Raw genomic sequence first — 13,647 nt, forward strand, 5'->3', positions numbered from 1 at the left:
CAGGATGTGCAGGGTCAGTCGACACCTGTCGTGGGGTCGCGTGCGGCGCTTCCGAGGGCGGTGCGCCGACGGGTCCTCTCGCGCTAGTCCTCGTCCAGCGCTTCCACGGCGGTCACCTCGGGCACGTGCTGCTGGAGGTTCCGCTCGATGCCGCTCTGCAGGGTCAGGGTGCTGGACGGGCACCCGACGCAGGCCCCGTGCAGGCGGATGCGGACCAGGCCCTCGGCGGTGACCTCCACGAGCTCGACGTCGCCGCCGTCGGCCTGGATGGCCGGCCGGATCTGCTCGATCACCCGCTCGACGCGCTCGCGGACGGTCCCGGTGAGCCGCAGCGTGGGCGTCTCGACCGCGTTGGATTCGGCTTGTGGAAGGCTCTGGTTCTTGGCCACGGTGTGCGGTCCTCGGCGATGAACGCCAGCTTTCGCTCCGCTGATACTATGAACCCATGCTGCCATACGCACGGAATGCGGCGACGATACCCGCCCTGACCCTGGTTCTTGGCCTTTGCCTGGCACTCTGCGGGCTATCGGCCCTCGGCTGCGCATCGGCGGGGGAACGCCCGACCGGCGATGCGCTGACCGACCTGCAGAACCCGGAGTTGCGGGTGCCCCAGCGGATCGAGGCGATCGATCAAGCCTGGGAGGACCCGTCGATCTTCCGCGGCGACATCCGCGAGGCGCTGCGGGGGCTGGTCTGGGCCGAGCAGGCGCCCGCGGACCTGCGGCTCGCGGCGCTCGACAAGCTGATGGGCGACGCATCTCCCGAGGGGCTGGCCGAATCGCGGACCTTCATCCGCCTCCGCGTGCCCCGCGTGGGCAACTACGAGATGGTGCGGCGGATGGGCGTGCTGGCGGTGGCGCGGGGGTGGCGGGACCTGACGCCGGCCTTCGTCCGCAGCTACGCGCAGGTGGACGAGGTCATCCCCGACGAGGAGCGCATCGAGCGAGACATCTTGGAGGCGCTCAACCCCGAGGAGTCGCTCGAGCGGATCGTCATCCGCGTGTTCCTCGACCCCAACCAGCCGCCGATCGCCGGCGAGGACGTCAACGACCGCGTCCGGGCGGAGGCGTGGGATCTGCTTGCGCGGCTGGATCCCTCGGGCGACGCGCGGCGGGACATCCTCGCCGGCGAGCAGCTGCCCGCCGACGCCGAGGGCACCCGCGTGCTCGGGGCCATGCGCCGAGGCCTCACCGAGCTGCGGGTCGTGCCGCGAACGGGCGACGAGCTCCGCTGGTTGCTCTCGCTGGCCGATAGCGGCCGCTCCAGCAACGCCGCCTGGTGGAACGAGGTGGCGACCATCGTGCGGCGGCTGGATAGCGACCAGGCCGCGGGGCTGCGGCTGCGGCACCTCGAGGTGCTCCGCTGGGCGTCGGTCTACCGCGAGCCCTGGCTCAGGCAGAGCCGCCAGGAGATGCTCTCGCGATTGGCGCAGCGGCTGGCCGAGCGCGAGTTCACGCCGCGGCGTGCCGACGAGCGCGAGCTCCGCGACATCCCGCAGGAATTCGTCGACGCAAGGCCGGCCCTGAGCTGGGGCGACGCCGTCTCGCTGCTGGCCCTCGACGTAGCGCTGCACGACCCCGACGTGCTCGCGGACCTCTTCCGGCAGGTCGCCCTCGACCGAGACGATGAGACGACCGAGTACGGCGGGCTGGTCTTCGCCGGAGACGACGGCCGATTCCTGGTGCGGCTGTATCCGCCGCGGCCCCAGCATCGCCGGGGGGACGACATCTTCGTGGCGTCGTCCGACATGGTCGACCAGGGCGACCAGGCGATCGCGTGGTACCACTTCCATGCCACGCGGGAGCGCAACTCCCGCTTCGCCGGGCCGAGCCTCGAGGACTTCGAGCAGGCGCGATCCTCGGGCCGGCTGGCGCTCGTGCTGACCTCGGTGCGGGAGGGCGAGCTGAACGCCGACGCGTACGCCGGGGAGCCCTTCGCCGTCGACCTGGGTGAGGTCGTCGGCCCGCCCTCGAACTAGCCGGCGTGCCGAGCATCCACGTCCTGGTCGCGCTCGTCGCGCTGCTGCTCGGGCGCGAGATAGGCCTGCTTGCGCCGCTGCCGGTGTCGTGGGCGGTCATCGCGTCCCTGGCGGCGGCCGCGTTGCCGCTCGGCACGGCGCTGCTCGTCGCCGCCGCGATGCCCCTGTTCCGGCGGCAGGCCGATCGCGCAGGATCGGTCGGAGCCCTCCGCGAGGGCCTGCGCTTCGCGGCGCTGGCGCGGTGGCTGGTCGTGCTGCCCTACGCGATCTGGTCGATCGCGGGCGACGCGGCGGGCCAGGTCGCAGCGGCCATCGGCGACTTCGTGGGCCTCGACGAGGCGTTGGCCGCCGCCCCGCCCCTGGCCGCACTGCTCGTGGTGGCCTGGGCCGAGCATCCGCTGCACGCCCGCATCCGCGAGGCGATGCTCGTCCGCCAGCTCGACGAGGGCGGCCTTGACGATCGGCCGCCGACGCGGGCCGAGTGGACAGCGACGGCGCTGCGGTCGATGCTCGCGATGCCGCTGATGCCCGTGTTCCTGATCGTCTGCTGGCACGAGATCGTGGGCCGCCTGGCCGGCTGGCTTCCCGAATCGGCGCCCGAGTGGTCGCTGATCGCGGCGGACATCGCCGGCACGGTGGCCATCGTCGCGTGCGCGCCGGCGCTCATCGTCCGCGTGCTCGGCACGCGGCCGCTCGGGCCCGGTGAACTCAGGAGCCGCATCGATGCGCTGCAGCGACGGATGCACGCCCGGGTGCGGGCCGTGCGGATCTGGCGCACGCCCGCGACCAACGCCGCGGTGCTCGGCCTGCTGCCGGGCGTGCGGTACATGCTGCTGACCGACGCGCTGGTGCGGTCGATGCCCCGCGGCGAACTGGACGCGGTGATCGCCCACGAGCTGGCGCACGTGCGGCACCAGCACGTGCTCTGGATCGTGCTCTCCATCGCCGCCGCCGCGGTCGTGCTCGGCACGGCGGCCGGGCTGATCGCGCTCGGGCTGTCTCAGGCCGGCGTACCGCTGGGCCTGGCGGATGCGCTGCTCGGCATCGCGTCGATCGCCGGCACGATCCTCGTCTTTGGGTTCGTGAGCCGCCGCGTCGAGAGGCAGGCGGACGCGACGGCCGCCGTGGCGCTCGATCGGTTGCACGCCGAAGCCGACGAAGGTGTACCGGTCAATGCACAGGATCCCATCGTCGGGACCGGCCCGGCGCTGATGTCGGCGGCGCTGGGTCGGGTGTGCGCGCTCAGCGGCGTGCCGCCCGCCCGCTGGGGCTTCCGGCACGGATCCGTCCGGCAGCGGCAGCGGAACCTCGCCAGGCTCGTTGGAGCCCGGCCCGATCGGCTGCCGATCGATCGGACCATGCGATGGATCCGGGTCGCCACCCTTGTCGCAATCGGGCTCGGGGCCATCGGCGGCGCGCTGGGCGTCGTACACATCGCGTAGCGATCGGGGGCGCCGCATGCAATTCACCAAGATGCACGGCCTGGGCAACGACTACGTGATCGTGGATGCGTTGCCGCGGCCCGAACTGGAAGCCACCCGCGACTGGTCCGCGCTCGCCGGGGCGATCAGCGATCGGCACGAGGGCGTCGGCTCCGATGGGCTGATCCTCGTGTGTCCCCCCGCGGCCGGCGGGCACGCCCGGATGCGGATCTTCAACGCCGACGGCGGCGAGGCCGAGATGTGCGGCAACGGCATCCGCTGCGTGGCGGCCTTGCTGCGCGGCCGGCCGGAGTTCGGCAGCGAAGCCCTCGACATCGAGACCGCCGCCGGCGTCCGCCGCTGCCGGGTGGGGCAAGGCGGCGCGGTGCTCGTCGAGATGGGCGAGCCCCGAGTGGGCCCCGAGGTGTGCGGCGTGGTGGCGACGCACTTGGCCTGCGAGGATCCGTGCGTCGTTCGCAGCGGGGATCGCGACATTGCCTTCGAGCTGGTCTCAGTGGGCAACCCGCACGCGGTGGTGTTCGCGGATCGCCACGCATGGATAGGAGAGGATCTGAGCCGCGTCGTGCGGACGATCGGACCGCAGATGGAGACGCACGCTGCCTTCGCCGAGGGCGTGAACGTGCAGCTGCTGCGGATCGATCGTCGCGATCGCGCCACGCTGCACACCTGGGAACGGGGCAGCGGGGTAACCCGTGCCTGCGGCACCGGGGCGTGCGCGGCGATGGCTGCGGCCGTCCTCGCCGGCGCGCTGGATCGCGTGGCGACGATCACCCTTCCCGGCGGCGACCTGCGGCTCTCGTGGACGCCCATCGACGACGGCGGCGACGGCGTGGTGCGGATGGAGGGGCCCGCCGTCCGGAGCTTCACCGGCACGCTCGCGGAGGACCTCGCGGATCTGGAGGTTCGCGGGCGGGCGATGCGGACGGCGATGGTCCAATCCGCGGACCGCTATCCTGCATCGTGAGCCACGCAACGAGGCCCGAATCCGGATCGGCACCCGCGGTCGAGCTGAGCGACGCCGAGCGGCGGCTGTGCGGCATCATCGCGGGCAAGTCGGCCTTCCTGCTCGAGGACCTGCGGCGGCACATCGAGACGCCGACGGGCCCCGGCGGACTCGCGGGCATCGACGAGAGCCGGGGCGTCTTCGCCGAGCGGATGCACACGCTCGGCGCGAGCATCGATGTCGTGCCCGGGGAGCCACGGCCCGAGTGGCTGCCGGGGCCCGCGGGCGACGCGATCCCCCCCACCGCCGTCATGCGGCGCGAGAAGCCGGGGCTGAAGAACGTCCTCGTGGCCGGCCACCTCGACACCGTGCACCCCGCCGACGGGCCCTTCCAGCGGCTGGACGTGCGCGACGACGGCGGCACGGCCGTCGGGCCGGGCTGCGTGGACATGAAGGGCGGGCTGGTGATCGCGGCCTGCGCCCTTGAGTCGCTCGAGGAGGCCGGCCTTGGCGCGAGCTGGACCTTCACGCTCAACGCCGACGAGGAGACCGGCACCTACCACAGCGAGCGGGTGCTCCGCGACGAGGCCGCACGGCACGACTTCGGGCTGGCGCTCGAGCCCGCGCTGCCGGGCGGCGAGCTCGCCGTCGAGCGGATGGGCAGCGGGCAGTTCATGGTCGAGGCCTTCGGCCGCGCGGCCCACGTGGGCCGGGCGTTCCGCGACGGCGTCAGCGCGGTGACCGCGCTCGGGCACGCCATCGCGGCGATCGGCGACATGGTCGACCCCGCCGACCCGGACACCTGGATCATCAACGTCGGGCCGATCGAGGGCGGAGCGGCGACCAACGCGGTGCCCGACCACGCGGCGGCGTGGGGCAACGTCCGCTACCCGACGCCCGAAGTCGGTGGCACGATCGGCGCCGCCCTGGACGCGCTCGCGACGCCGCACGAGGCCTTCGATGGTGAACACGCCGCGGTCGTCGTGCGGCGGTCGTTCAACCGGCCCGCCAAGCCGCTGCTGCCGGAGACCGAATCGCTCGCGCTGCGCGCGCGGGCCGTGGCCGAGGCGCTCGGCCAGCGGCTGCCGTTCGCGAGCACGGGCGGCGTGTGCGACGGCAACATCCTGCAGGACGCCGGGCTGCCGACGATCGACACGCTGGGCGTGCGCGGCGGCGGACTGCACACGCCCGACGAGTGGATCGAGCTGGCCAGCCTCGTCGAGCGGTGCCAGCTGCTGGCGGTGCTCATCCACCGCCTGAGTGCATCGGGCTAATACGACGGCCCGGGTGCACCGGGTCGCACGAGTCGGACTGGCCCGGCAGGAGACGCCAATGCGCTTCCGCGTGCGGGGCATCGACATGGATAGCGGCGAGCCGATCGAACGGATCGTCGAGGCGCCGAGCAAGGCCGAAGCGCTCGGCGGCCTAGCCGAAGCGCGGATCGCCGTCGAGGATCTGCGGGAGGACGGACCACCGGCACCCCGTCCGGCCCAGCAGCATGCATCGGCCTTTCCGGCTCCGCCCGCGTCGCCGCCAGCCGCGCCCGCGGACGAGCGAATCCTCGTCCGCCTCGAATCGCTGGACCGGCAACTGGTCGACCTCGACCGGCGGCTCGAGTCCATCGAAGGATCCACCGCCGGCACGCACAAGCGGCTGGGGCTGTGGCGCTGGGTGTGGATCCTGACCCTGGGCATCGGACTGGGCATGTCGATCGCGATGGTCGTCGGGCTCATCGTCACGATCGCGACCATGGCGATCGCCGGCAGCTACCTGGGCGATCTGCTCGGCGGCGGGAGCGTCGGAGGCGGCGCCGGCCAGCCGTCCAGCTCGGACCTCGGCGTGCTCCTCCAGCAGATCGAGCAACTCCGCGGCGAGACCGAGCGGGCCATCAACGATCCGCTCGGCGGCGGGTAGTCGTCGCCCGCGGGCTACGGGCAGCCGGCGTCGAAGGCGGTCTGGAACGCCAGGAAGTCGAAGAGCGTCAGCTCGCCGTCCTCGTCGAAGTCGGCGCTGATCTCGCCGGCGTCGAATGCCGTCTGGAAGGCCAGGAAATCGAAGAGCGTCAGCTCGCCGTCGGCGTCGATGTCCGCCGGGCAACTGGGCCGGAAGAACGAGAGGCCGTTGGAGTGCTGTGCGCGGTCGAACAGACCATCGCCCGTGCTCACGTCGGTTTCGTACGAGCCAAAGGTCTCAAACGTGTAGCGGCCGGGCGCGAGCCGGATGATCCAGGTCCAGGAGCTCAGCCCCGGCTCGGGCGGCCCGCTCACGATCACGCCATCGGGTCCGGTAAGGAGCGCCGGCTCGAATCCGTCGAAACCGATGTCGTCGAAGGGCGATATGCGGGCGGAGAGATGGAGGTCGATGCGCCGGTCCACTTCGAACACCAGGTGCGTCGCCCAGGATCCGCTGGCGCTCCTCAGCGGCGGTGGTCCGAGGGATCCGGCGCCTTCGAGATCGATCAGCAGATCAACGTCGAACGAGAAGTTGTTGCTTGATACCAGCGTGCCGTCGTTGGTGGCGATGCTGATCGCACGGGGATCCTGCCCGTCCGGATGCACCTCCGCCTCCGCTTCCGCATCGGGGAACGGCAGGCTGGTGTCGAGATCCGAGTCGAAGTCCTCGAGCGGGCCCCTGATCAGGTCCACGCGGACGCCGGCCTCGGATTCCACGCGGACCTCGACGACGCGGGCGCTTTGCAGACCGAGGGCCGAGCACGCCAGCGAGAGCACGACGGCTGTGGCGAGTCCTGCTGCTAGCTTGTTCATTCCTGGGACTCCCCTTGTGGCATGATCGGAAGATTGCATACCCACGGGGAGCCCACGGGTTGCAGCGGGCTAGGGACAGCCGTCGGCGAAGGCGTTCTGGAACGCCAGGAAGTCGAAGATCGTCAGCTCGCCGTCGCCGTCGAAGTCCGCAGCGGGATCTCCGAGGTCGAAGGCGTTCTGGAACGCCAGGAAGTCGAAGATCGTCAGCTCGCCGTCGCCGTCGAAGTCCGCGGGGCAGCCGAGGGCGCCGCCCGCGGCGATCACGGCCTCGAGCGCGTCCACGCGGCCATACCCGTAGGTCTCGTCGAATCCCGCCGGGCCGAGATCGACGGCGGTGTCCCGCAAGATCGTGCGGACCTGGTCGCGGCTGAGATCGGGATTCACGCTCAGCATGAGGCCAACGACGCCCGCAACGTGCGGGCAGGCCATCGAGGTGCCGCTCTGGTAGGCGTACCCGTTCTCGGGGCCGAAGAGCGGAATGGGCGTATCCCACGTGGACCAGACGTCCTGGCCCGGTGCGACGACGTCCATCTCGGGACCGGTCGTCGTGAAGTCGGCGATGACATCTTGGTTGTTGGTCGCGCCCACGGCGATGACCGCGTCGTAGCGGGCCGGGGCGAAGATGTCGGCCCCGGGCGTGTTGCCCGTGGCGGCGAGGATGACCACGCCCTGGCTCGCGGCGTAGTCGACCGTGGCCTCGAGCACGCTGCCGAAGTCCGGCGAGCCCAGGCTCATGGAGATGACGTCGGCACCGTTGTCGGCCGCCCAGATAACGCCGGCGGCGATGTCGGCCTCGGTGCCCGTGCCCAGGAAGCCCAGCGTCTTGACGGGCAGGATGGAGCAGTTGTAGCCAACGCCCGCGATGCCGACGCCGTTGTTGGTGTCGGCGCTCGCGATGCCGGCGCAGTGCGTGCCGTGGCTGATGAACGTGTCGTCGTCCCACGTGCCGCCGACGGCGCTGTAGCCCGGCAGCACGTTGGCCTGCAGGTCCGGATGGCTCAGGCTGACGCCGGTATCGACGATGGCGATGACCGTATCGGAGCTGCCCGTGGTGAGCACCCAGGCCTCGGTCGCGTTCACGTCCGCGCCCGGAGTGCCGGGCACGCCCAGGACGGTCTGCCCGGTGTTCAGCAGGCCGTACTGCAGGCCGAAGTCGGTGTCGTCGGGGATCTCGGCGAGGATGCCGCCGATGCCGATGAGCTCGGCCGAGAGCACGCCGTCGACCGCCGCGAGGTCGCGCACCGCGAGGCGGGCATCGGCTACTTGGGCCGCGTAGAGCCGGGTCAGACCGAGCGTCTCGGCGAGCGCGGCGTCGGCGGGCTGGCTGGCGAAGGCCGGCGCTAGATCCGTGACGCCGGCGGCGGCCATGGCCGGGCCGACCTCGACGGGCGCGCCCGCGGCGAGGCGGATCAGCACGGCGTCGCCCCGATAGCCGCCGACGACGTCGGCGGCGTCGACCCGGCCGGTGAAGGGTGCGAAGGCACCGCCGAGGTCCTCCTGCGAGAACGCGGGGCTCGGGGCAGCGGCACAGATCGCGAGCACGGGGGCAGCGAGACGGATCGTCGGCGTGGGCATGGCGTCCTCCGGTTGGTCGCGGCGGCGTGCCGCGCTGGGTCTCCCACGGAGGATACGGGATGAGCCCAGCGGGCGTGACCGATCCGGGCGATGCCGACGGCGGCGGGGCTCGCCGCTGGCTGATCAAGAAACGCCGCGAGCAGACCCACCTCCCCAGACGGGTCTATCTCGCGGCGCTGTGCTTGCAGGCCGGGCGGATTATGGCGCGAGCACCCCGATCCGTTACGAACCTCCGCCTAGGGCTAACGATGCAGGCCCCGCCACTATTGCCTAGGGAGCTCCCGATGACGCACGCCGCCCGGACCGACGCCCAGATCAGCAGCCAGACGGGCACGCACGCCGACGCTCCGATCCGGGCCTTCATGCAGAGGCACTTCCGGCACTTCAACGCCCGGACCGTGGTGGAGGCCGCCGAGGCCTACGAGGCGTGCCTGGAGGCGGGCTCGCCGATGTTCCTGACGCTGGCGGGGGCGATGAGCACGGCCGAGCTGGGCCGATCGCTGGCGGAGATGATCCGGCGCGGCAAGGTGCACGCGATCAGCTGCACCGGAGCGAACCTCGAGGAGGACGTGTTCAACCTCGTCGCGCACGACCACTACCGCCGCATCGCCGATTGGCGGGCCCTCTCGGAGGCGGAGGAGGCGGCCCTGGACGAAGCGGGCATGCCCCGGGTGACCGACATCTGCATCCCCGAGGACGAGGCGATGCGGGTCATCGAGGGGCACGTCATCGAGCGGTGGAAGACGGCCGGCGCCGCGGGCGAACGGCGCCTGCCCCACCGCTACCTGTACGAGGTGCTCCGCTCGGGCGAGCTCGCGGACCGCTACCAGATCGATCCGGCGGATAGCTGGCTGCTGGCGGCGGCCGAAGCCAACCTGCCGCTGTTCGTACCCGGATGGGAGGACAGCACGCTGGGCAACATGTTCGTAGCGAGCGCCGCGCAGGAGGGCTTCTCGCTGGACGTCGTCCTGGGCGGACCGAGCTACATGCAGTCGCTGATCGAGTGGTACGCCGGCGCAACGCGTGGGCGGGATCGCGGGCCGGGCTTCTTCCAGATCGGCGGGGGCATCGCGGGCGACTTCCCGATCTGCGTAGTGCCGACGATCAACCTGGACCTGTACCGCGACGAGGCCCACGCCGACAAGCGGGTGCCCCGCTGGAGCTACTTCTGCCAGGTGAGCGATGCGACGACGAGCTACGGCGGCTACAGCGGCGCAGTGCCCAATGAGAAGATCACCTGGGGCAAGCTGGCGTCGGGCACGCCCAAGTTCATGATCGAGAGCGACGCGACCATCGTGGCGCCGCTGATCTTCGCGTGGGTGCTCGGCATGTAGCGTGCTCGCCGCGACGTCGCGGGGCCTTGGACGCCGCACGCGTGCCCGCTAGAGATCCGAGGCTTGCACCAGCTCGTCGAGCCGCGTGCGTACCGCGGCGGGCAGCCGCTCGTCGTGCCGGCGTTCCGTGGCGTTGAGGAATCGCAGCGCGTTGTTTAGGAAGAAGTTGCGGTAGTACGTGTTGCGGACGCGATCGTCGAGCAACGCCTCCTCGTAGGCGTCGAAGTAATTGACGAGCGTCAGGCCGGATGGCATGAACCAGTCGGTGCCGTACATGATCTTCGTATGGAAGGGAAACGGTCGCTTCTCGCCATCTGGCGAGGATCCCGGCCGCCCATGCGAGTCCTCGTACAGCTCGGCGAGCTTCTCGATGAAGTGCTCGCGGTCGTCCTCGTGCCCGATCTGGCCGTGCACGCCGATCTCGCAGTAGACGTTGGGGTAGGTGGTGCACAGCTCGTAGACGAGCCGGCCCCACCGCCGCTGCTCGGCGGCCTTGCCGTCGCTATCGCCGAACCAGAAGGATGATCCGCCGGCATGCCCGAGGCAGAGGCGCAGCTCGGACCTCCGCCCGAGCACCTTCGTGCGCTGCTCGAGATAGGCCTTCCAGAAATCCGGATCGGAGTGGTGGACGCCGTAGCCCTTGCGGGCCTCGAACTCGCCCGTGTTGCAGTGGGCGAATACCGGGATGTCGTTGTCCTCGCAGTACTCCAGCAATGCGGCGACCCGTGCGTCGAGTTGCTCGTTGGTCACCGGCTGGAGGATGGTGCCGCCATCGGCATCCGATGCCGGCTGCGTGTAGCGGGCGTCCCACTGTCGGCGGGGGAACGGCGTGAACAGGGCGATCGGCGGACTGGGCGCGTCGTTGCCGATGGGCCGGTATCCCGATGGCGGATAGAACTTCACGCCCATGGCGCCGTGGTCGGAGATTGCCTCGCGCACGATCTCCAGGGCGTCGCCCGGTTCTTCGTGCGGCCAGTGATCGCGGAACGGGTTGTAGCCCACGAAGTACACCATGGATCCACCCATCGCCTCCTGCTGGGCCCGGGCGACCTCGATCTGCTCGGTCGGGTAGTCCAGCAGCAGCCGGGACGGACGCTGGTTGTGGACGGGCGCCAGATCCCCGGTATGGCTCACCAGCAGGCCGAGGCGGTGCCGCTCGTGCAGCGTGGGGTGGCCGGCGAGCGCATCGAGATAGGCCTGCGGCACCGTCGAACGCGGCGTCAGCAGCACCTCGACGAATTCGGAGAAGCCGCGCTCGACCTCGATCGTCATCAGCGGCTGCAGGATGTCGCGCAGCGCGGCCGCCGCCTTCTCGTGCCGCTTGCAAAGCTCGGCCGAACTGCTCGGCGTACCGAACTTCTCGAGGAAGATGCACCGCACGGCCCGCAGCACCGGGTTCGCCTCGAGCGTCTGCACGCTCCAGCCTTCTTGCTCCGACGTCTGCGCCAGGGCCCACCTGTCCGCCCGCTCGGCGTCGCGGGTCTGCTCGAACCAATAGACGAGCGACGAGCAGTACGTCGCGAAGCATCGCGCGTTGCGATCGTCGACGAGCTGCAGGAACCAGAGCGCATCCCGCTTGCCCAGCGCGATGCCCATGAGCGGCACCATGCTCGCGTTGTAGGTGTGCGCGTGCACGTCGATCACGGGCGTGGAGCGCAGCTCCGCGTGCGCGTCCGGCGGCACCAGCAGCGGCGTCTCCCGCAGCCGGGCATCGCCTCCCGATGCGCAGCCCGGGAGCGCGAGCCCGGCGGCGAGTAGGGCGACGACCGGCAGCATGAGCTGGGCAGGCCGCAGGAACTCGATGTACCGTCGGGCTGCGAGGTGCGCCATGGCCTGGTCCTTTCTGTGGCTCGCCGGATCGTGCATCCCCTCTGGCAAGCGAGTCATAGCCGCGCCCGCCCCGCGGCGGCTCCCGCCGGGAGGGTTTCGTGCGCGCCGCGATGACGGCGGGCACGATCGGACTCGATGCGTGGGCGGCTCCGAGTGAACACCCCCGCCAAGAGGGGGGCCGGAACGCCGCTACCGCGCGATCTCGACGGCGCGGGTCTCGCGGAGCACCGTCACGCGGATCTCGCCGGGGAAGGTCATCTCCTCGCTCACCTTGCCGGCGATCTTGGTGGCGATGAAATGGGCCTCGTCGTCGCTGACGGTCTTGGCGTTGACCATGACGCGGACCTCGCGGCCGGCCTGCACCGCGAAGGCCTCCTCGACGCCCGTGTGGCTGAGCGCGATGTCCTGCAGATCGGTCAGCCGCTGGATGTAGCGCTCCATCGACTCGCGGCGGGCGCCGGGGCGGGCGCCGCTGAGGGCGTCGGCGGCCATCACGATGGGCGTGTAGAAGCTGGTCGCCGGGATGTCGCCGTGGTGCCCGCCGATGGCGTTGAGCACCGGCTCCTTCTCGCCGTAGCGCTTGGCGAAGTCCATGCCGATCTTGGGGTGGCCGCCCTCCATCTCGTGGTCCATGGCCTTGCCGATGTCGTGCAGGAAGCCGCAGCGGCGGGCGAGCTTGCCGTTGAGGCCGAGCTGTTCGGCGATGATCTTGGAGAACTGCGCGACCTCGATGGAGTGGCGGAGCACGTTCTGGCCGTAGCTGGTGCGGTAGTGCAGCTTGCCCATCGCCTCGAGCACCTTGGCGTGCACGTTGCCGATCTTGACCTCGAGCTGGGCGTCCTTGCCGTGCTTGCGGACCCGCTCGTCGAACTCGGCCTGCACCTTCTCGACGGTCTCCTCGATGCGGGTCGGGTGCATGCGGCCATCGGCGACCAACCGCTCGAGCGCCTCGACGGCGACCGCCTGGCGGACCTTGTCGAAGCACGAGACGGTGATCACACCCGGCGTGTCGTCCACGATGATGTCCACGCCGGTGACCTTCTCGATGGCCCGGATGTTGCGGCCTTCGCGGCCGATGATGCGGCCCTTCATCGCGTCGCTCGGTATGGCCACCGAGCGGACGAGGTGCTCGCCGGCGATGTCGCCCGCGTACCGCTGGGCGGCCTGCAGGATGATCTCGGTGGCCCGCTCGCGGGCCCCACTCTCGGCGTCGTCGGTGATCTTACGGGCCACGCGGGCGGCCTCGTCGCGGGTCGATTCGGCGACGCGCTCGATGAAGGCCTCGCGAGCCTGCTCGCGGGTCAGGCCCGCGGCCTCGCCCAGGGCCTTGGTCTGGGCCTGGATCAGCTTGGACAGCTCGGCGTCGCGCTCATCGAGCGCGGCGGCGCGGCGGTCGAGCCCCTTGGCGTGCTTGTCGGCCTGCTGCTCGCGATCGGCGAGCTTGGCCTCGGCCCGGTCGACCGCGGACTCGCGCTTGGAGAGGTCCTTGTCCTCCCGGCGCAGCTTCTTGCGTTCGGCCTCGAGTTCCTCGTCGGCGACCTGCCGCCGCTCGCGGGCGAGCTTCTCGGCGTCGGCCTCGCCGCGGCTGCGGATCGCGTCGGCCTCCGTCTGGGCCCGTTCGGCGATGGTGGCCGCCTCGGCCCGGGCCTGCGCCAGGGTCCGCGTCGACAGCAGGCGGTACCCGGCGATGCCCAGCAGCAGGCCCGCCGCAAGCCCTCCGGCCGCGAGCAGCACGTCGGCGATGGCGCCCTCGAACATCACTCGGCTCCGCGCCCCGATG

Annotated in this window: 11 protein-coding genes; 6 read left to right on the forward strand and 5 right to left on the reverse strand. The window is 71.1% G+C overall.

Translation table 11 applies throughout. From position 1 onward, the window contains the following. Positions 1–83: 83 nt before the first annotated feature. Complete coding sequence (locus tag AAFX79_05370; GenBank protein MEO1007973.1) at positions 84–332, reverse strand: NifU family protein; 249 nt, start codon at positions 330–332, stop codon at positions 84–86. Between the two features lie 113 nt (positions 333–445). Here AAFX79_05370 and AAFX79_05375 point away from each other — a divergent pair, with 113 nt between their 5' ends. The 5 genes from AAFX79_05375 to AAFX79_05395 are packed head-to-tail and all read left to right on the forward strand — an operon-like array spanning position 446 to position 6,277. Continuing rightward, complete coding sequence (locus tag AAFX79_05375) at positions 446–1,978, forward strand: hypothetical protein (protein ID MEO1007974.1); 1,533 nt, start codon at positions 446–448, stop codon at positions 1,976–1,978. A 5-nt stretch (positions 1,979–1,983) separates the two neighbouring features. Then, positions 1,984–3,420 (forward strand): M48 family metalloprotease, encoded by a 1,437-nt coding sequence (locus tag AAFX79_05380; GenBank protein MEO1007975.1) that lies wholly within the window; start codon positions 1,984–1,986, stop codon positions 3,418–3,420. A gap of 16 nt (positions 3,421–3,436) precedes the next feature. Next, positions 3,437–4,384: a diaminopimelate epimerase gene (gene dapF / locus AAFX79_05385; protein MEO1007976.1), complete on the forward strand. Its 948-nt coding sequence runs from the start codon at positions 3,437–3,439 to the stop codon at positions 4,382–4,384. Continuing rightward, positions 4,381–5,637, forward strand: a complete 1,257-nt coding sequence (locus AAFX79_05390) for a M20/M25/M40 family metallo-hydrolase (GenBank protein MEO1007977.1) — start codon at positions 4,381–4,383, stop codon at positions 5,635–5,637. Before dapF ends, AAFX79_05390 begins: the two co-directional genes overlap by 4 nt. 58 nt (positions 5,638–5,695) lie before the next feature. Next, positions 5,696–6,277 (forward strand): hypothetical protein, encoded by a 582-nt coding sequence (locus AAFX79_05395; GenBank protein MEO1007978.1) that lies wholly within the window; start codon positions 5,696–5,698, stop codon positions 6,275–6,277. Positions 6,278–6,291: 14 nt separating this feature from the next. On the opposite strand, the gene AAFX79_05400 is transcribed toward AAFX79_05395, so the two are convergent. After that, positions 6,292–7,128 (reverse strand): GC-type dockerin domain-anchored protein, encoded by an 837-nt coding sequence (locus tag AAFX79_05400; protein MEO1007979.1) that lies wholly within the window; start codon positions 7,126–7,128, stop codon positions 6,292–6,294. A gap of 69 nt (positions 7,129–7,197) precedes the next feature. After that, on the reverse strand, positions 7,198–8,703 hold the full coding sequence (locus AAFX79_05405; protein ID MEO1007980.1) for a S8 family serine peptidase: 1,506 nt from the start codon (positions 8,701–8,703) through the stop codon (positions 7,198–7,200). A 362-nt stretch (positions 8,704–9,065) separates the two neighbouring features. Between AAFX79_05405 and AAFX79_05410 the strand changes: the two genes are divergently transcribed. Continuing rightward, a complete protein-coding gene (locus AAFX79_05410; protein MEO1007981.1) occupies positions 9,066–10,037 on the forward strand; it encodes a deoxyhypusine synthase family protein in 972 nt (323 codons plus the stop codon). A 48-nt stretch (positions 10,038–10,085) separates the two neighbouring features. On the opposite strand, the gene AAFX79_05415 is transcribed toward AAFX79_05410, so the two are convergent. Both AAFX79_05415 and rny read right to left on the reverse strand, forming a co-directional pair. After that, positions 10,086–11,867: an amidohydrolase family protein gene (locus AAFX79_05415; protein MEO1007982.1), complete on the reverse strand. Its 1,782-nt coding sequence runs from the start codon at positions 11,865–11,867 to the stop codon at positions 10,086–10,088. A gap of 189 nt (positions 11,868–12,056) precedes the next feature. Beyond that, positions 12,057–13,625 carry a ribonuclease Y gene (gene rny, locus AAFX79_05420; GenBank protein MEO1007983.1) on the reverse strand — a complete coding sequence of 523 codons (1,569 nt, stop codon included), beginning with the start codon at positions 13,623–13,625 and terminating at the stop codon, positions 12,057–12,059. Positions 13,626–13,647: the final 22 nt, after the last annotated feature.

The organism is Planctomycetota bacterium (genome assembly GCA_039819165.1).
Classification (GTDB): domain Bacteria; phylum Planctomycetota; class Phycisphaerae; order Phycisphaerales; family UBA1924; genus JAHCJI01.